The sequence below is a fragment of the Actinoplanes campanulatus genome, assembly GCF_014647795.1.
Lineage (GTDB): Bacteria > Actinomycetota > Actinomycetes > Mycobacteriales > Micromonosporaceae > Actinoplanes > Actinoplanes campanulatus.
Genome location: NZ_BMPW01000001.1, coordinates 1,013,065 through 1,030,389 on the forward strand (window position 1 = coordinate 1,013,065; position 17,325 = coordinate 1,030,389).

A 17,325-nucleotide genomic window follows, 5' to 3' on the forward strand; every position below is an offset into this window, starting at 1 on the left:
CGGCGCACCCAGACCGGGGGCATCAGCGGCCCGGCCCCGGCAGCGGGTTCACGTTGGCGGTCAGGTAGCGGCGGGAGGCGGTGTAGGCCCGGCTGATCCGGCGCCCCACCGCGGCCATGTCCCGGTACGCCCACGGCGAGTCGTCCCGGTTCTCCCCGCCGCCGCTCGGCAGCACGTGGACGCGGACGTCGTCCGGCAGCGACGCGAGCTCGCGGGCGAACCGGTGCCGCCGGGCGATCTCGAACGCCACCTGCGCCACCTCCCACGGCCGCTTCGGCACGCTGAGCTGGCGTTCCACCCGGCCGACCTGGAGCACGAAGATGAGTTTCGCTCCGAGCCGGACGGCCTCGCCGATCGGGATCGAGTTGACGATCCCGCCGTCGACGTAGTGCTCGCCGTCGATCTCCATGGGCGGCAGCAGCCCCGGCACGGCCGACGAGGCGACCACCGCGTCGACCAGCGGGCCGCTGTCGAACCAGTGCTCGGCGGCCCGCTCGATGCTTGCCGCACAGCAGTGGAACGGCACCTTCAGATCGGCGAACGTGGCGTTCTCCCCCAGCTCGCTCTCCAGCAGGCGGCGCAGCGGGCGGGGCGAGTGCAGATGGGTACGGGCGGCGAACCGGCGCATCTGGCGGCCGAGCGAGTCGCCGTACACCGCGGCGGCCTCCGGCGACGTCCAGAGCCGGACCAGGCGCTCGGTGACGTGCTCGGCCGGGTCGGCGGCGACCAGAGCGCCGTTCACCGCACCGATCGACGTGCCCACCACCAGGTCCGGGCGGAACCCGGCCCGGAAGAGCGCCCGCAGCATGCCGACCTCGACCGCGCCGAGCACGCCCCCGCCGCCGAGCACGAAAGCCACCGGACCGTCGACCATGTCACCATCCTCGCACGATCTTTCATCCTTGCCCTGACACCGATGTCAGGGCTTACCGTCGGCTCATGCTTATCGGAGAGCTGGCCGACCGGGCCGGCACCAGCCCGCGAACGCTGCGCTACTACGAGGAGCACGGGCTGATCCGTCCGCGCCGGGACGCCAACGGTTACCGGCAGTACGACGACGCGGAACTGCGCGTGGTGCACGAGATCCGCACGCTGCTCGCCGACGGATTCGGCGTGGACGACATCAAACCGTTCGTCGCCTGCCTGCGGGCCGGCAACAGCGCCGGGCACGTCTGCCCGGAGTCGGCGGTCGTGCTGCGGCGGCGACTGGCCGAAGTGGACGACCTGCTGGACCGCCTCACCGGCGTACGGGAGCGGCTCCAGGACCAGTTGAAGGAGATCCGATGCCAGATGACACCCTGACCACCGTCACCGACGCCACCTTCGCCGAGATCGTGCTGTCGGCGAAGGTCCCGGTGCTCGTCGACTTCTGGGCCCAGTGGTGCCCGCCGTGCGGGCCGCTGAAGCGGGTGCTGAGCGAGCTGGCCGGCGAGTTCGGCGACCGGGTGCTGATCGCCACCCTGGACGTGGACGCCAACCCGTCGACCACCATCGCCTACCGGGTGCACTCCATGCCGACCCTGCTGTTCCTCCGGGACGGGACGGTCACCCAGACGATCGTCGGCGCCCGGCCGAAGTCGGTGCTCCGGCCGGCGATCACCAACCTCATCACGCCGTACGCGAACGTCTAGCCGGCTAGTCCAGCTCCGGCATCGCGACCGGCTGTGGCCGGGGACGGCAGGTGCCGCACTGCACCGCGTCCTCGACCACCAGCGCCTCGGCCCGGTCCCGGCGGGCCGACCGGGTCACCTCCAGCAGGTACGGCCCGAAGCGCGCGTGCTCGGCGCACACCCCGCGCCCGCAGAACCGGCAGATCGCACGCGCCCCCTCGGCGCAGAACCAGCACAACATGGGCGGCCACTCCTTCTCACGTCGGGCGGCCGCCCATGGTCAGCTGCTGGACGGCGCCGTGGTCGTCGGCTCGGGATCCGGTTGGGTGGTGGTCGGGTCCGGGTCCGGCTGCGTGGTGGTCGGATCCGGATCCGGCGCCGTGGTCGTCGGCTTCGGCGTGTTCGGCTTCGTGGTCGTCGGCTTCGTCGTGGTGGGCCGGTTGGTCGGCACCGTGATCGTCGGGTTGCCGGTGGTGGGCCGGGTCGTCGTCCGGGTCGTCGTCGGGTTCGTCGTCGTCGCCGGGTCGCCGTCGTCCGAGCCGTCCACCGGCTCGTTCTCGGTGCCCGGAACGGTAGTCGGGTCGGTCGAGGGCGCCGGGATGGCGGGCGCCTCGGCCGGGGACGACTCCTCGGTCGGGTCCGGGGTCGGCTCGGCCTCGGTCGGCGGGGTGACCGGCACGCCGTCGCCGCAGTTCAGCGGCTGGTTGTCGGCCTCGTTACGGGAACCGCCGACGCTCACGGCGCCCTCCGAGACCGCGACACCGGCGGTGTCCACTGAATACCACGCCCGGCCGTCGCTGGTCACGTCACCCTGGGTGCGCAGCACGGTCAGATCCAGCGGCTGGTACGCCCCGCTCGGGCTGCTCGTGTCGGCCAGCAGCCGCCCGTTCTCCAGGGTGAGCCGCCCGGACGGGGTGGACCGCCGCCCGTTGTCCACGCCCACCGCGGTGACCTCGGTCCGCGAGCCGCCGCACAGCACCACCGCGGCGCCGCCCGGGAAGGTCAGCAGGGCCACGCCCCGGCCCGGCACCTCGATCTCGGCGCCGGCCGCGAGGTAGCGGCGGTCGTCCGGACCGAGCGCGATCGACTCCCGGTCGGCCACCGCCGTGGCGGAGCCGCGCTGCACGGACAGCAGCACCCGCTCGGCGGGCATCTCCGCCCAGGCCGGTCCGGAGCTCACGTTCACCAGCAGGCTGCCGAGGGCGAACACCACCAGCAGGCTCACGAAGCCCCACATCCGGCGTTCGAAGTGACGGTCCACGTCGTACTGCTCGTCGGCGTCCGGCGGGCCGGGCGGCACGGCGAGGGGCGGGTGCGCGGCGCCGGGCCGGGCCACCGCCGGGGTGCTGGGCCGCAGCGCCGGCATCGGGACGCCGGGGCCGTACGAGCCGATCAGCGGGGGCAGGTCGGAGGCGTCCGGGATGACCCACAGCCGGACCGGGGTCCGGGCCTGGGCCACCATGCCGGGGCTGCCGTCGCCGACCGGGCCGACCAGGGTGCCGCGGCGCAGTTCGACGCCGTCCGGCATGGCGATCACGCCGGACTCGACGACCACCGCGTGGGTCGGGCCGGGCAGGATCACCGGTGCGCCCGGGTCCAGGTCGGCCGGGTGCGCGGCGGCGATCAGGGCCAGCCGCTGGTCCTCCTCCAGCGCGGCGAGCGCCGGGGTGTCGGCGAACAGGGCCTCGGCCTCGGCGCGCTCCTGCGGCGGCGGGCCGGGCATCGGGCCGACCACGGTGGCCACCGTGGAGGTGGGCAGGGTCAGCAGGGTCACGCCGGCGGTGTGCCAGTCGAGCTGAGCGCTGCGGCCGGTGAGCGCGGTGGCCAGGCCGACCACGCCACCCGGGCCGACGTGGTGCCGGATGGTGCCGCCCGGGTCACCGGGACGGCGGCCGTGCAGCGCGCCCTCGGCCACCACGTAGACGGCGCCCTGGGTCTCCCCGGCGAGCACCAGTTGACGGCCGGTCGCCGGACGGTACCACCGGGCCCGGGCGGCGAGCGCGTTCAACGACGGCTCGGGCAGGCCACCCAGTTCGGAGGCGCGCAGGGTGGCCACCCGGCGGGGCAGGTCGGCCTCCCGGTCGCGCTCGGCGATCTGCTGGCGCGCCCGGCGGACGGCCCGGACCAGGCGGCCCAGCAGGAAGTAGAGCGGCGGCGCGACGACCCCTAGGACGATCACCAGGAGCAGCAGCGCGCCGGCGACGCCCGCGTACCAGAGGCCGACGATCAGGCCCTCGATCCGGTCGGTCCACAGTCGATAGCCCAGCCCGATGGCGCTGACCAGCCACAGCAGCGACAGGAAGCCGTAGAGGGCGACGAGCCGGCCCTCCCGGTCCAGGGCCTTCCAGCCCGGTCCGCGGCGGCGCAGGCGGCCGCCCATCCAGGACAGCGCGCGGGCCCGGACGTCCGGGATCTCCAGCCAGTCCATCAGCAGGTACTTGCCGTCCAGCGGCAGCAGCGGGCTGAGGTTGAAGAACGTGTGCAGGTAGAACAGGAACGCCAGTTTGAAGGTCACCCCGGCGACGGCCGGGATGGCGAGACCGGTCAGCTGGAACAGCCCGGCCAGGCCCAGGGCGGTGGCCGGGCCGGCCGCGGTGACCGCGATCCGGGCGCGGCGGCCGGCCATCCAGACGTCGCTGGCGTCGACGAAGACCGAGGGGACTCCGAAGTAGAGCATCAGGCCGGCGACCGGGACATCCCGGCCGACCCGTTTCGCGGCGAGCGCGTGCCCCAGCTCGTGCACCGCCAGGACCAGCACGTTCAGTGACACCAGGGCGAGCGCGCCGAGCAGGTACGAGTCACCCACCAGGAAGAGGGACCGGCTGCCCCGCTGCCAGGTGCCCGCGAACAGCAGCAAGCCGAGGGCCGCCACCACCGCGCCGATCCACACCGCGACCCGGGTGAAGAGCAGCCGGCCGACGGTGTTGTAGAGGGTGGTGACCAGGCCGTCGACCGGGAAGGACAGGACGACACGGCCACGCGCGGCGGCGGCCAGCGAGTCGCCCATCCGCCGGGGCAGCGGGTCCCGGCGCAGGTCGCGCAGCGAGCGGAAGGCGTCCATCGGCAGCTCTTCGAGCATCCGGTTGGCGGCCAGGTCGGCGACGACCCGGCGGACCTGGTCGGGCGCGAGGCGGCCGGCGATCCGGGCGAACTCGGCGACCAGCCGGGCCACCGTGCTGTCGCCGTCCATCATCAGGGCGAGCTGGTACTCCTCCGGGGTCAGCCGAAGGTACGAGCTGCGGCCGCCGTCCTCGGGCGAGCGCAGCATCACGTACCGTCCGCCGCGTACCGCCGTACGATGCCGGACCTCGATGCCGGAGCGCAGGATCGGGCGGGCGCTGGCCGGGTTGAGCCGGTCCGCGACGGTGTGCCAGAGGCCGGTGTCGGCGGGGCCGGAGGGCACTCCCGGAGCCCGGCCGGCCAGGGCTTCCCAGACGTTGGTCCGGGTCTCGACGTACGTCAACTCAGGAGGCCCTTCACTCCGCCGGTCGTGGTGGGGGGTTGCTCGCCGGCGACTGGCGAAGGCGTCGCCGATGGCGAATGGAGATTAGGCGGTCGCCTGCACAAACGCGAGCCCCACGCGGGGAAACCGTCCTGTTGGTCGCTAAGGTCCCGAATCCCGGCATAGACACAATCACGGCGGGTGACGCACCCACCCCCGGGTACGTCACCCGCCGTGGCGGGAAGAGCCAATGGTTACTGCGTCTCCTGCAGAGTGACGGTGACCGTCTGCTTGCTGCCGTTGCGGGTGAAGTTCAGCGTCATCTTCTGCCCGACGGTGCCCGCCTGGACCACCGCGACCAGGTCGTCGGAGTCGTCGATGGCCTTGCCGTCCGCCTCGGTCACCACGTCGCCGGTCTGGAGGCCGGCCTTGTCCGCCGCGCTGCCGCTGGTGACGTTGCTGATCAGGGCCCCGCCGTTCTCCGCGTCGGTGACGCTGACGCCGAGCGCCGGGTGGCTGACCTTCTTGCCCTGCATGAGCGACTCGGCGACCTGCTTGGCCTTGTTGCTCGGGATGGCGAAGCCGAGGCCGATGTTGCCGGTGCTGGAGCCGGAGGTGGCGATCGCCGAGTTGATGCCGATCACCTCGCCGTTCGTGTTGACCAGCGCGCCGCCCGAGTTGCCCGGGTTGATCGGGGCGTCGGTCTGCAACAGGCCGGTCATCGTGGTGGTCCCGGACTGCTGCTGCTGTTGCTGGCTGCCGAACGGGCTCTGCTGCTCCTCGCCGCCGGACTGGATGGTGCGGTCCTTGGCGCTGATGATGCCGGCGGTGACCGAGCCCTCCAGGCCGAGCGGGCTGCCCAGAGCCAGCACGGTGTCGCCGACCTGAATCTGCCCGCTGTCGCCGAAGGTGGCGGCCTTCAGGTCGGAGACGCCGGTCGCCTTGATCACCGCGAGGTCGGTGCGCTCGTCGGTGCCGACGACGGTGGCCTGCGTCTTGGTGCCGTCGGCGAAGATGACCGTCACGTTCGAGCCCTGGGCGGTCGAGACCACGTGGTTGTTGGTCACGATGTAGCCGTCGGCGGTCAGCACCACGCCGGAGCCCTCGCCCGAGCCGGTGGTGATCGACACGACGCTGTCCTGGACGGCGGCGGCGATCTGGGCCAGCGACGACCGGTCCACCACCCGGGTGACCGACGAGTTGCCGCTCTGCACGGTGTTGACCGCGTTGCCGCCGTCGAGGGCCAGCGCGGTGGCGGCGCCGACGCCGCCCGCGGTGAGCGCGATCAGCAGCGCGGCCGCTCCGGCCAGGAGGACCTTGCGGCCCGAGCCCGGCCGGCCCGGGACACCGGCGGCCTGCGACGCGCCCCAGCCCGGCGGGACGGAGCCTGCGCCGCCGGCCGCCTGGGCCGTCGCGGCGGCGTGCCAGGCCTGGTACGCCGACTGCTGCTGCGCATAGTCCGGGTAGCCGGCCTGCGGGGACTGGTAGCCGTAGTGCGGGTGGCCGTAGGGAACCTGGCCCGGCTGCGCGGAGACCGGCTGGGTGGACACCGGCTGCGCGGAAGCGGGCTGCCCGGAGACGGGCTGCTGCTGTTGCCAGGGCGACTGTGCCCAGGCGCTGTGCTGCTGGGGTGCCGCGGACTGGGGAGCACCGGACTGCGGAGCAACCGGCGGCTGCGCAAGAGTCGGCTGCTCAGACGCCACCCGCTCCGTGCTGCTGTGGTCAGCGGCGGCGTCCGCGGTCTGCGGGTTGGTCTCGTTCTCGTTCATGTGAATAACTCTGCCCCGTCGTACTCGTACCGAACTGTGTTAGTCCTGGACGTTTTCTGTGAACCCTTTATCCGCATTTATGGTCGGCAATGACACGCGGAACGTCGCTCCGGCACCGGGCTCCGACAGCACCTCGACGGATCCCTCGTGGGCTCGCACGATGGCGGCCACGATGGCCAGCCCCAGGCCCGTTCCGGTGGCCGCGCGCTCGGTGTTGCGGGTCCGCGCCTCGTCCACCCGGTAGAACCGCTCGAAGACCCGGGCGCGCTGTTCCTCGCTCATGCCGGGCCCGGTGTCGGCCACCTCGACCACGGCCCGGCCCTCCTCCCCGGCATACAGCCGGAGGGTCACCGAGGCGCCGGGCGGGGTGTGGACCAGCGCGTTCGTCATCAGGTTGCCGATCACCTGGCGCAACCGGGCGTCGTCGCCGTACGCCACCAGGCGCTCCGGCGAGTCCCGCACCTCCAGGCCGATCTCCTTGTCCGGGGCCGTCGCCTGCGCGGCCTGCACCGCGTCGACGGCCAGCACCGGCAGCTCCACCGGCGCCAGGGTGAGCGGCCGCTCCCGGTCCAGCCGGGCGAGCAGCAGCAGGTCCTCGACGAGCAGGCCCATCCGGGCGGCCTCGTCCTCGATCCGCCGGACCAGACGGGCGACCTGCTCCGGGTCGGAGACGGCGCCCTGCCGGTACAGCTCGGCGAAACCGCGGATAGTGGTCAGCGGGGTGCGCAGCTCGTGCGAGGCGTCCGCGACGAACCGCCGCATCTTCTCCTCGGACTGCAACGCCCGGGACTCCGACGCGAGGGCCCGGGACTCGGAGCGCTGCGCCGCCTCGGCCGCCTCCATGGCCGCCTGCTCGGACTGCGCCCGGGCCAGGAAGGCCGCCTCGATCTGGGCGAGCATCGTGTTCAGGGCACCGGAGAGCCGGCCCAGCTCGGTGGTGGGATGGCCGCCGGACTCCTCCGGGTCGGGCACCCGGCGGGTGAGGTCGCCGGCCGCGATGGCCGCCGCCGTGCGCTCCACCTGGATCAGCGGGATCAGGCTCTGCCGGACCAGGGCGGCGCCGACCGTGGCGAGGGTGACCAGCACCCCCACGCCGACCAGCACATCCACCCAGATCAGCCGGGCGATCACGTCGTCGATGCCGGCCATCCGCTGGCCGATGTGCAGGACGCTGTCGTCGGGCAGGCGGCGCACCAGCATCCGCCACATGTACTTCCCGTTGCGGCCCTTGACGGTGTACGCCTTGCCGTCGTGGGCGGCGATCACGTCGACGCCGCTGAGCAGCCGGGGAGTGTCGTCGGCGGCGACGCCGAAGCCGAACGTGCCGACCGCGGCCTCCCCGCTCACGGAGGTGAAGGCGACGATGTAGTCGGGTGGCGCGAAGACGGCGCGGTAGTGCAGGTTCGCCATGTCCACGGCGGCGCTGTCGGCCATCATGTCGAGCTGCTTGTCGAGCCGGCCGACCATGTAGGTGTTCAGCGCGTACGTGCTGGCGGCGCTGATCAGGGTGAGCGCGGCGAAGACCAGGACCAGCACCGAGGCGACCAGCTTGGTCCGCAGCGAGATCCGGCGCAGGGTGGGGTGGCGCGGGATCCGCTCGCGGACCCGCTCGGTCAAACTCATCCCGTGGCCTAGACGGCTGGCTTGCGCAGCACGTAGCCCACGCCGCGCAGGGTGTGGATCAGGCGCGGCTGAACGTTGTCCACCTTGCGGCGAAGGTACGAGATGTACGACTCGACGATGTTGTCGTCACCGCGGAAGTCGTACTTCCACACGTGGTCCAGGATCTGCGCCTTGGAGAGCACCCGGTTGGCGTTGAGCATCAGGTAGCGCAGCAGCTTGAACTCGGTCGGCGAGAGCTGCACCCGGGCGCCGGCCCGGTAGACCTCGTGCGTCTCCTCGTCCAGTTCCAGGTCGGCGAAGACCAGGCGGGACGGCTGCTCGTCGGTGGCGTTGGTGCGGCGCAGCACCGCCCGGATCCGAGCGGTGAGCTCCTCCAGACTGAACGGCTTGGTGACGTAGTCGTCGCCGCCCAGGGTCAGCCCACGGATCTTGTCGTCGGTGCCGTCCCGGGCGGTCAGGAACACCACGGGGGTCCGCTGGCCGCCCTCACGCATCAGCCGGATCACCTCGAAGCCATCCAGATCGGGCAGCATCACGTCGAGGACGACCAGGTCCGGCGTCGAGCTGCGGGCCGCGCTCACCGCGGCGCTGCCGCTGGTCGCGGTGGTCACCTCGAACCCGGCGAAACGCAGGCTCGCGGAGAGCAACTCCAGGATGTTGGCGTCGTCCTCGACGACGAGGAGTTTCGCCTCGCTCTGCTTGGGCTGGGTCTGGATGGCCATGGGGTCATTCTTTACCCGACCGCTGCGGCTTGCCTGCACACTCGCTGAAAATTATCTGTGAGCGCCGGACCCGGTCAGGCGGCCAGGCGGTAGCCCGCCCCACCCAGGCTGGCCTGGGCCGCCCGGGCCAGCGCCCGCCGGTCCGCGCCCGGTGCCGGGCGCATCGCGGGGGCGGCCACCAGGGTCACCGTCAGGCGGCGCACCCGGGCCACCCGGCGCACCGACTCCCACAGGGTGTCCGCCGCGACGAAGGACGCCTCGGTCGAGTCGTAGCCGATCGAGACCGGCACGACCGGGGCGCCCGCGTCGATCGCCGCCTGGAACAGCGCGGGACGGAACCTGCCCTGGTCGGGGCCGCAGAACGTCGTACCCTCCGGAAAGAGGGCGACCGATCGCCCGGCCCGCAGCGCGGCTGCCACCTCGGCCACCGTGCCCGGCAGCGCCCTCGGCCGGGTCCGGTCGATGAAGATCGCGCCGGCCCGCCGCGCGGTGCCGCCGATGCCCGGCCAGGCCGCCACGTCGTGCTTCGCCACCGGCGCCGCGGGCAGCAGCGCGCCCAGCGCCACCACGTCCAGCCAGGAGACGTGGTTGGCGACCAGCAGGCTGCCGGGGCGCGGCCGGGGACCGCGCCAGACCGTCCGGACCCCCAGGGCCGCGAGGATGGCGCGGCACAGGACCCGCAGCGCGGCGCCACCCAGCAGACCCGCGGGCAGCAGACCCAGCAGGAGTACGGCCCAGAGCACGGTCACCCGCGCGGCGGCGGCGACCGCGCCGGCCCGCCGGAAGCCACCGTCCCGGCAGCGGTCGTCGCAGCCGGACGCGGGCTGCCACAGCGTCGCGCTCATCGCCCCGTCTCCGCCGCGCCCGATGATTCCGCTCGCAAGCTCGCTCATCGGGATGCTCCGAGGAAGTGCCGGCGGTACCGCGGGTCCAGCCGGTCCAGCGAGAAGAGCACGTAGAAGTCGGCGCAGTCGAAGTCGGCGTCGTAGGCCGGCTCGCCGCACACCCAGCTGCCCAGCCGCAGGTAGCCGCGGAGCAGCGGCGGCACCGCCACCTTCGGGTCGGCCACCACGCCGTCCGGAACGGTCCACGGGCGGCGCGGCCGGACCCGCAGCGCGGGCGGCGACAGGTGCCGGCCGTTGATCCGCTCACGCACCCCGGCGGCCGTCGCGCCACCGTCGCCGAGCGGCACCGAGGCACAGCCGCCCAGCCAGCGCAGGTTGTTCAGGTGCAGGTAGCGGGCGATGCCGGCCCACATCAGGTTGACCACCGCGCCGGAGCGGTGATCGGGGTGCACGCAGGAGCGGCCGATCTCCACGAGATGGTCGCGCAGCGGGCGCAGGGCGCTCAGGTCGAACTCGGCGTCGGCGTACCGGCGGCCGGCCAGCTCGGCGGCGCGCGGCGGCAGCATCCGGTAGGTGCCGACCACCTCGCCGGTCGCGTCGTCCCGGACGATCAGGTGGTCGCAGTAGGCGTCGAACTCGTCGGCGTCGACGCCGTCCGCGGTGCCCGGGAGACGGGCGCCGAGCTCGCCGGCGAAGACCTCGTGGCGCAGGCGCTGCGCGGCCTCGACCAGACCCGGGTCGTCGGCGAGGAGCAGGGTGTAGCCGCTGGTCCCGGTGGGTGCGGCGGCGGTCATCAGAACTGCCATGTGATCTGTGTAAGCCCGACGTCTGCCGATGGCGTGTCCGGTTCGGTGGCGATGTGTGACCGCTGGATGAACGACGTGTGCGAAGGTCTGGGGATGATCGTTCCGGCTCGTTTCAACGGCCCGCCCGGCTCCGGCAACGGCGGCTGGTGCGCGGGCGCCTTCGCGGCCGCCGCCGGCGCCCGGCCCGGTGGACCGCCCCATCAGGTGACCCTGCGGGTGCCGCCGCCCCTGGAGACCCCGCTGGAGCTGCGGGACGGGTCGGTCTGGGCGGACCGGACCCTGGTCGCCGAGGTGGCCGAGGCCGCCGACGCCGGTCCCGGGGTCCCCGGCGTGCCGTTCGCCGAGGCGGTGACGGCGTCCCGCGGCTATCCCGGCTTCACCGCCCACCCGTTCCCGGGCTGCTACGTCTGCGGGCCGGACCGGGCGCCCGGCGACGGGCTGCGGATCTTCCCGGGGCCGCTGCCCGGCGACCGTACGGCCGCCCCGTGGACGGTCCCCGGCGAGGTCACCCCGGAGACCGTCTGGGCCGCGCTGGACTGCCCCGGCGGGTGGACGGCGATCGGCTCCGGCGGCCGGCCGTACGTGCTGGGCCGGATCACCGCGGCCGTCGGCGCGCTGCCCGGCCCGGGGACGGAGTGTGTGGTGGTCGGCGCGCTGTCGGGCGTGGACGGCCGCAAGGCGACGGTGGACTCGGCCCTGTACGGTCCGGACGGGGAGCGTCTGGCGTACGCGAGGGCCACATGGCTCGCCCTGGTCTAGTACCTTGATCGCTTCCAGCTGACGGGGAAGGAGCCGCGATCATGAGCCGGCCCAACCATGCGGAGATCAGCGTCGAGCATCTCACCAAGCAGTACTCGAAGGTGCGGGCCGTCGACGATCTCTCCTTCACGGTGCACGCCGGCCGTGTCACGGGCTTCCTGGGCCCGAACGGGGCGGGCAAGACCACCGCGTTGCGGATGATCCTGGGTCTGGTCACGCCGACCTCCGGGACCGCGACGATCGGCGGCGTCCGGTACGCGGACCTGCCCGATCCGATCCGCCACGTGGGCGCGATCCTGGAGGCCTCCAGCGCGCACCGTGGCCGCACCGCCCGCAACCATCTGCGGGTCATCTGCCGTGCTTCCGGGCTGCCGGACCGCCGGGCCGACGAGGTCCTCGAGATGGTCGGCCTGCACACCGTGGGCGGCCGCAAGTTCAAGGGCTACTCGCTGGGCATGAAGCAGCGGCTGGGCATCGCCGCGGCGATGCTCGGCGACCCGCGGGTGCTGATCCTGGACGAGCCGACCAACGGCCTCGACCCGGAGGGCATCCGCTGGATGCGCGACCTGCTCAAGGCGTTCGCCGCCGAGGGCCGCGCGGTCCTCGTCTCCAGCCACCTGCTCGGTGAGATGCAGCAGCTCGCCGACGACGTGGTGATCATCGCGGCCGGCCGGCTGATCCGGCAGGGCCCGGTCAGCGACGTGCTCGGCGAGACCGCCGGGGTGGCGAAGGTGCGGGTCCGCACCCCGCAGCCGGAGCAGTTGTCCGCCGCGCTGCGCGACGCCCAACTGGAGGTGTCCGCCCAGGCGGACGGCTCGCTGCAGGTGCTCGGCGCGGAGCCGGCGAAGGTCGGCAACGTCGCCTTCACCGCCGGAGTCGAGCTGCACGAGCTGATCGGGGAGGCCGCCGACCTGGAGCGGGTCTTCCTGGAGCTGACGGCCGGAAAGGCGGGGGCCCGATGAACCTCATCAGTGCCGAGTTGCTGAAGCTGCGGACCACCGCGCTCTGGTGGATCTTCGCGATCATCCTGGTGCCGCTCTGGGGTCTCGCGCTGGGCTTCAACTGGCTGAGCATGAACGCGGCGCTGAGCCTGAGCGAGGCCGACATCGAGGCGGCCGGGCTCGGCGACGTGGAACGGCTCGTCTCCGGCCTCTACACCAGCGGCCAGTTCGCCGGCGTGCTGCTCGTGCTGCTGCTCAGCGCGATCCTGGTGACCAGCGAGTTCTTCCACCTGACCGCCACGTCGACGTTCCTCACCACGCCCCGGCGGGAGCGGGTGATCGTCGCCAAGATGGTCGTCGCGGTGATCATCGCGGTGGCGGTCTGGCTCTTCACCACCGTGCTCAACCTGGCCCTCAGCCCGATCGTGCTGGGCACCATGGACCAGCCGACGTACCTCGGCGAGTCCTTCGTCTGGCAGGCGATCGGGCTCAACGGGCTGGCCTTCGTGCTCTGGTCGCTGCTCGGCGTCGGCGCCGGCGTGCTGATCCGCAGCCAGATCGGCGCGACGATCACGCTGTCCGTCGTCTACGTCATCGGCACCCAGTTGCTCAGCATCGTCTTCTTCGTGCTCGACGAGTACGTCTGGGAGGGGTTCATGGCTCTCCGGGTGCTGGTCCCGACGTTCGCCTCGGACCTGCTGATCTCCGGGCCGTCGCTGCCGGACGACCCGCCCCGCTGGGTCGGCGGTGTGATCCTGATCGGTTATGCGGCCATCATGTCGGTGATCGGCACACTGGTCACCAAGCGACGGGACATCTCGTAACCAGAGTTTGCGAACGACGCACGGCCGGCCTGTCCGGTCGTGCGTTTTTCGTTGGCACGACCAGCGAAAACGTGGTCCTGGGAGGTCTCCGGTGCGCCGGTCGGCGAGAAAACGGAGGGTGTAGTGTCGCCCCGTCGCGACGGTGCGGCGGGTGCCGGAGCCGTAGGTCACAGGGTGGACGTCCGCACCGACAGCGCCCATCCACGGCGTAGCCTGGACACCGAATCCTACCCGTCCCGCGTGACGGAGCAGTCACGTGATGACAAAACGGTGAAAGAGGCGAACGCGGCAGTGTCGACGCAGCAGACTTCGCAGGACAATCCACTCGCGGATTTCGGTCCCAACGAGTGGATCGTCGATGAGATGTACCAGCGCTACCTGGCCGACCCGACCAGTGTCGACCCCGCCTGGCACGATTTCTTCGCCGACTACAAGCCGGCGACCTCCCAGGGACCGATCGCGACCCCGGACCAGGCCACCGCGGCGAACGCCACGGCCACCGCCGCCAAGGCGGGCACCGACGCGCCGGCCGCCACCACGGTCGCCGAGCCGAAGCCGGTGACCCCGCAGGCCGCCCCGAAGCCGGCCGCCAAGCCCGCGCCGAAGCCGGCCGAGGCCGCCCCGGCCGGCGCCCGGACCACCACCCTGCGCGGTGTGGCCGGCAAGATCGTGCAGAACATGGAGGCCTCGCTGCAGGTCCCCACCGCCACCTCGGTGCGCGCGGTCCCGGCGAAGCTGATGGTCGACAACCGCATCGTCATCAACAACCACCTGTCCCGCGGCCGCGGTGGCAAGGTCAGCTTCACCCACCTGATCGGCTGGGCCCTGGTGCGGGCGGTCATCGCCCACCCGGAGATGAACAACACCTACGCCGAGATCGACGGCAAGCCCACCCTGGTCCAGCCGGAGCACGTCAACCTCGGCATCGCGATCGACCTGGTCAAGAAGGACGGGTCCCGCACGCTGGTGGTGCCCTCGGTCAAGAACTGCGAGACGCTCGACTTCCGCGGGTTCTGGCAGGCGTACGAGGACATCGTCCGGCGCGCCCGCCGCAACGAGCTGACCATGGACGACTACGCCGGCACCACGATCTCGCTGACCAACCCCGGCGGCATCGGCACGGTCCACTCCATCCCCCGGCTGATGAACGGGCAGAGCGCCATCATCGGCGTCGGCGCCATGGAGTACCCGGCCCCCTACTCCGGGATGAGCGACGAGACCCTGTCCGACCACGGGGTGAGCAAGGTCACCACGCTGACCAGCACCTACGACCACCGGGTCATCCAGGGCGCCCAGTCCGGCGAGTTCCTCAAGGTGATGCACGAGCTGCTGCTCGGCCAGCACGGCTTCTACGACGAGATCTTCACCTCACTGCGGATCCCGTACGAGCCGGTCCGCTGGGTGCGTGACGTCGCCCGGACCTCCGAGGGCCAGATCGACAAGGCCGCCCGGGTGGTCGAGCTGATCCACGCGTACCGGGTGCGCGGTCACCTGATGGCCGACACCGACCCGCTCGAGTTCACCATCCGCAAGCACCCCGACCTGGACGTGCTCCAGCACGGCCTGACCCTGTGGGACCTGGACCGCACCTTCCCGGTCGGCGGCTTCGCCGGCAAGCAGCGGATGAAGCTGCGCGACGTCCTCGGCGTCCTGCGCGACACCTACTGCCGCCGGGTCGGCATCGAGTACATGCACATCCAGGACCCGGAGGAGCGCCGCTGGGTCCAGGAGCGCATCGAGGTCAAGTACACGAAGCCGGACACCGACGAGCAGAAGCACATCCTGCACCGGCTCAACGCCGGCGAGGCGTTCGAGACCTTCCTCCAGACGAAGTACGTGGGCCAGAAGCGGTTCTCGCTGGAGGGCGGCGAGTCGCTGATCCCGCTGCTCGACGCCGTGCTCCAGTCGTCCGCCGAGGCGGGGCTGGACGAGATGGTGATCGGCATGGCCCACCGCGGCCGGCTGAACGTGCTCACCAACATCGTCGGCAAGCCGTACGAGAAGATCTTCAACGAGTTCGAGGGTCAGATGGACCCGAAGTCGGCGCACGGCTCCGGTGACGTCAAGTACCACCTCGGCCAGACCGGGAAGTACACCACGCCCGACGGGCAGTACTCGACCACCGTCAGCGTCGTCGCGAACCCGTCCCACCTGGAGGCCGTCGACCCGGTCCTGGAGGGCATCGTCCGCGCCAAGCAGGACCGCCTCGACCTGGGCCTGCACGGTTACACGGTGCTGCCGCTGCTGGTGCACGGCGACGCCGCGTTCGCCGGCCAGGGCGTGGTCGCCGAGACGCTCAACCTGTCGCAGCTGCGCGGTTACCGGACCGGCGGCACGGTGCACGTGATCGTGAACAACCAGGTCGGCTTCACCACCGCCCCGGAGTACAGCCGCTCGTCGATGTATTCGACCGACGTCGCCCGGATGATCCAGGCCCCGATCTTCCACGTGAACGGGGACGACCCCGAGGCCGTGGTCCGGGTCGCGAAGCTGGCCTTCGAGTACCGGCAGGCGTTCAACAAGGACGTCGTGATCGACATGATCTGCTACCGGCGCCGCGGTCACAACGAGGGCGACGACCCGTCGATGACCAACCCGCGCATGTACCAGATCATCGACACCAAGCGCAGCGTGCGGAAGCTCTACACCGAGGAGCTGATCGGCCGCGGCGACATCACCGTGCAGGAGGCCGAGGAGCAGCTGCGCGACTACCAGGGCCGGCTCGAGGAGGTCTTCAAGGCCACCCGGGACGCGGCGGGCAGCCCGCAGCGGTCGCGGATCATCGCCGAGGAGCCGGAGCCCGAGGTGGCGAGCGCCGTCGACGCGAGCGTGGTGCGGGCCGTCGGCCAGGCGCACGTCGAGCTGCCCGAGGGCTTCACCCCGCACAAGCGGGTCCAGCAGCTGCTCGACCGGCGGGCCAAGATGTCCACCGACGGCGGCATCGACTGGGGCTTCGGTGAGCTGATCGCCTTCGGCTCGCTGCTCGCCCAGGGCGTCACCATCCGGCTGGCCGGCCAGGACTCGCGCCGGGGCACCTTCACCTCGCGGCACGCGGCCATCGTCGACTCGAAGACCGGCAAGGACTTCCTGCCGCTGTCGTCGCTGATCACCGGGAACGCCCGGTTCTTCGTGCACGACTCCCTGCTCAGCGAGTACGCGGCGATGGGCTTCGAGTACGGCTACTCGGTGGAGAACCCGGACGCGCTGGTCCTCTGGGAGGCCCAGTTCGGTGACTTCGTCAACGGCGCCCAGTCGATCGTGGACGAGTTCCTCTCCTCCGGCGAGGTGAAGTGGGGCCAGCAGTCGTCGCTGGTGCTGCTGCTCCCGCACGGCATGGAGGGCCAGGGCCCGGACCACTCGTCCGGCCGCCCGGAGCGCTTCCTCCAGCTCTGCGCGCAGGACAACATGCGGGTGGCGAACCCGACCACCCCGGCGAACTACTTCCACCTGCTGCGCCGCCAGGCCCTGTCCACCAAGCGCAAGCCGCTCGTGGTCTTCTCGCCGAAGTCGCTGCTGCGGCACAAGCTGGCGGTCTCCGGGGTCAACGAGTTCACCCAGGGCGCCTTCCAGCCGGTCCTCGGCGACGCCGGCAACAACGGCCAGCAGCTCGACGCCGCCTCGGTGAAGCGGGTGCTGCTCTGCTCCGGCAAGGTCTACTACGACCTGCTCCAGGCGCGTGGTGACCGGGGCATCACCGACACCGCGATCATCCGGATGGAGCAGATCTACCCGCTCCCGGTCGAGGAGCTCAAGGCCGTCCTGGCGCAGTACCCGAACGCCGAGGACTTCGCCTGGGTGCAGGAGGAGCCGGCCAACCAGGGCGCCTGGTCGTTCGTCGCGCTCAACCTGCTGGAGCACCTGGAGGGTGTCCGCCTGCGGCGGATCTCCCGCCCGGCCGCGGCCGCCCCGGCGGTCGGCTCGGCGAAGATGCACGACGCCGAGCAGGCCGCGCTGGTCGAGGCCGCGCTGCCGCGTCCGTGACAC

General features: G+C 72.0%; 14 protein-coding genes. 6 read left to right on the forward strand and 8 right to left on the reverse strand.

From position 1 onward, the window contains the following. Window positions 1–22: 22 nt before the first annotated feature. Window positions 23–874, reverse strand: a complete 852-nt coding sequence (locus tag IEZ13_RS04505; RefSeq protein WP_183216900.1) for a patatin-like phospholipase family protein — start codon at window positions 872–874, stop codon at window positions 23–25. A gap of 65 nt (window positions 875–939) precedes the next feature. Between IEZ13_RS04505 and IEZ13_RS04510 the strand changes: the two genes are divergently transcribed. Together IEZ13_RS04510 and IEZ13_RS04515 are read left to right on the forward strand one after the other, a co-directional pair. Beyond that, on the forward strand, window positions 940–1,302 hold the full coding sequence (locus IEZ13_RS04510; protein ID WP_183216901.1) for a MerR family transcriptional regulator: 363 nt from the start codon (window positions 940–942) through the stop codon (window positions 1,300–1,302). Further along, window positions 1,284–1,631 (forward strand): thioredoxin family protein, encoded by a 348-nt coding sequence (locus IEZ13_RS04515; RefSeq protein ID WP_203833597.1) that lies wholly within the window; start codon window positions 1,284–1,286, stop codon window positions 1,629–1,631. Before IEZ13_RS04510 ends, IEZ13_RS04515 begins: the two co-directional genes overlap by 19 nt. Window positions 1,632–1,635: 4 nt before the next feature. Here IEZ13_RS04515 and IEZ13_RS04520 read toward each other — a convergent pair whose 3' ends face one another. From IEZ13_RS04520 to IEZ13_RS04550, 7 genes are all read right to left on the reverse strand, one after another. Further along, on the reverse strand, window positions 1,636–1,851 hold the full coding sequence (locus IEZ13_RS04520; RefSeq protein WP_183216903.1) for a hypothetical protein: 216 nt from the start codon (window positions 1,849–1,851) through the stop codon (window positions 1,636–1,638). Between the two features lie 39 nt (window positions 1,852–1,890). Further along, window positions 1,891–5,073, reverse strand: coding sequence for a cyclic nucleotide-binding protein (locus IEZ13_RS04525; RefSeq protein WP_183216905.1), 3,183 nt, complete (start codon window positions 5,071–5,073; stop codon window positions 1,891–1,893). Between the two features lie 233 nt (window positions 5,074–5,306). Next, the gene (locus IEZ13_RS04530; RefSeq protein WP_183216907.1) at window positions 5,307–6,821 is read right to left on the reverse strand and encodes a S1C family serine protease; all 1,515 of its coding nucleotides are present in this window, start codon (window positions 6,819–6,821) and stop codon (window positions 5,307–5,309) included. Window positions 6,822–6,860: 39 nt separating this feature from the next. Further along, the gene (locus IEZ13_RS04535) at window positions 6,861–8,444 is read right to left on the reverse strand and encodes a sensor histidine kinase (protein WP_183216909.1); all 1,584 of its coding nucleotides are present in this window, start codon (window positions 8,442–8,444) and stop codon (window positions 6,861–6,863) included. Window positions 8,445–8,452: 8 nt separating this feature from the next. Further along, the gene (locus IEZ13_RS04540; RefSeq protein ID WP_183216911.1) at window positions 8,453–9,166 is read right to left on the reverse strand and encodes a response regulator transcription factor; all 714 of its coding nucleotides are present in this window, start codon (window positions 9,164–9,166) and stop codon (window positions 8,453–8,455) included. Between the two features lie 74 nt (window positions 9,167–9,240). After that, window positions 9,241–10,059: a lysophospholipid acyltransferase family protein gene (locus tag IEZ13_RS04545; RefSeq protein ID WP_229794433.1), complete on the reverse strand. Its 819-nt coding sequence runs from the start codon at window positions 10,057–10,059 to the stop codon at window positions 9,241–9,243. Further along, window positions 10,056–10,817, reverse strand: a complete 762-nt coding sequence (locus IEZ13_RS04550; protein WP_183216913.1) for a GNAT family N-acetyltransferase — start codon at window positions 10,815–10,817, stop codon at window positions 10,056–10,058. The genes IEZ13_RS04545 and IEZ13_RS04550 overlap by 4 nt, the downstream gene beginning before the upstream one ends. 93 nt (window positions 10,818–10,910) lie before the next feature. Between IEZ13_RS04550 and IEZ13_RS04555 the strand changes: the two genes are divergently transcribed. The 4 genes from IEZ13_RS04555 (at window position 10,911) to IEZ13_RS04570 (ending at window position 17,322) form a co-directional block, all read left to right on the forward strand. Next, window positions 10,911–11,576, forward strand: a complete 666-nt coding sequence (locus IEZ13_RS04555; RefSeq protein WP_183216916.1) for a hypothetical protein — start codon at window positions 10,911–10,913, stop codon at window positions 11,574–11,576. A 41-nt stretch (window positions 11,577–11,617) separates the two neighbouring features. Next, entirely contained in the window at window positions 11,618–12,538 is a 921-nt protein-coding gene (locus IEZ13_RS04560; protein ID WP_183216918.1) for an ABC transporter ATP-binding protein, read from the forward strand. Further along, a complete protein-coding gene (locus tag IEZ13_RS04565) occupies window positions 12,535–13,341 on the forward strand; it encodes an ABC transporter permease (protein ID WP_183216920.1) in 807 nt (268 codons plus the stop codon). Before IEZ13_RS04560 ends, IEZ13_RS04565 begins: the two co-directional genes overlap by 4 nt. A gap of 291 nt (window positions 13,342–13,632) precedes the next feature. Next, on the forward strand, window positions 13,633–17,322 hold the full coding sequence (locus IEZ13_RS04570; protein ID WP_183216922.1) for a multifunctional oxoglutarate decarboxylase/oxoglutarate dehydrogenase thiamine pyrophosphate-binding subunit/dihydrolipoyllysine-residue succinyltransferase subunit: 3,690 nt from the start codon (window positions 13,633–13,635) through the stop codon (window positions 17,320–17,322). Window positions 17,323–17,325 lie beyond the last annotated feature (3 nt).

What these genes read in the sequence shown, in the direction of transcription:
- IEZ13_RS04505 (WP_183216900.1), bottom strand. Translation starts at nt 874, where the DNA reads ATGGTCGACGGTCCGGTGGCTTTCGTGCTCGGCGGCGGGGGCGTGCTC.
- IEZ13_RS04510 (WP_183216901.1), top strand. Translation starts at nt 940, where the DNA reads ATGCTTATCGGAGAGCTGGCCGACCGGGCCGGCACCAGCCCGCGAACG.
- IEZ13_RS04515 (WP_203833597.1), top strand. Translation starts at nt 1,284, where the DNA reads ATGCCAGATGACACCCTGACCACCGTCACCGACGCCACCTTCGCCGAG.
- IEZ13_RS04520 (WP_183216903.1), bottom strand. Translation starts at nt 1,851, where the DNA reads ATGTTGTGCTGGTTCTGCGCCGAGGGGGCGCGTGCGATCTGCCGGTTC.
- IEZ13_RS04530 (WP_183216907.1), bottom strand. Translation starts at nt 6,821, where the DNA reads ATGAACGAGAACGAGACCAACCCGCAGACCGCGGACGCCGCCGCTGAC.
- IEZ13_RS04535 (WP_183216909.1), bottom strand. Translation starts at nt 8,444, where the DNA reads ATGAGTTTGACCGAGCGGGTCCGCGAGCGGATCCCGCGCCACCCCACC.
- IEZ13_RS04540 (WP_183216911.1), bottom strand. Translation starts at nt 9,166, where the DNA reads ATGGCCATCCAGACCCAGCCCAAGCAGAGCGAGGCGAAACTCCTCGTC.
- IEZ13_RS04545 (WP_229794433.1), bottom strand. Translation starts at nt 10,059, where the DNA reads ATGAGCGAGCTTGCGAGCGGAATCATCGGGCGCGGCGGAGACGGGGCG.
- IEZ13_RS04550 (WP_183216913.1), bottom strand. Translation starts at nt 10,817, where the DNA reads ATGGCAGTTCTGATGACCGCCGCCGCACCCACCGGGACCAGCGGCTAC.
- IEZ13_RS04555 (WP_183216916.1), top strand. Translation starts at nt 10,911, where the DNA reads ATGATCGTTCCGGCTCGTTTCAACGGCCCGCCCGGCTCCGGCAACGGC.
- IEZ13_RS04560 (WP_183216918.1), top strand. Translation starts at nt 11,618, where the DNA reads ATGAGCCGGCCCAACCATGCGGAGATCAGCGTCGAGCATCTCACCAAG.
- IEZ13_RS04565 (WP_183216920.1), top strand. Translation starts at nt 12,535, where the DNA reads ATGAACCTCATCAGTGCCGAGTTGCTGAAGCTGCGGACCACCGCGCTC.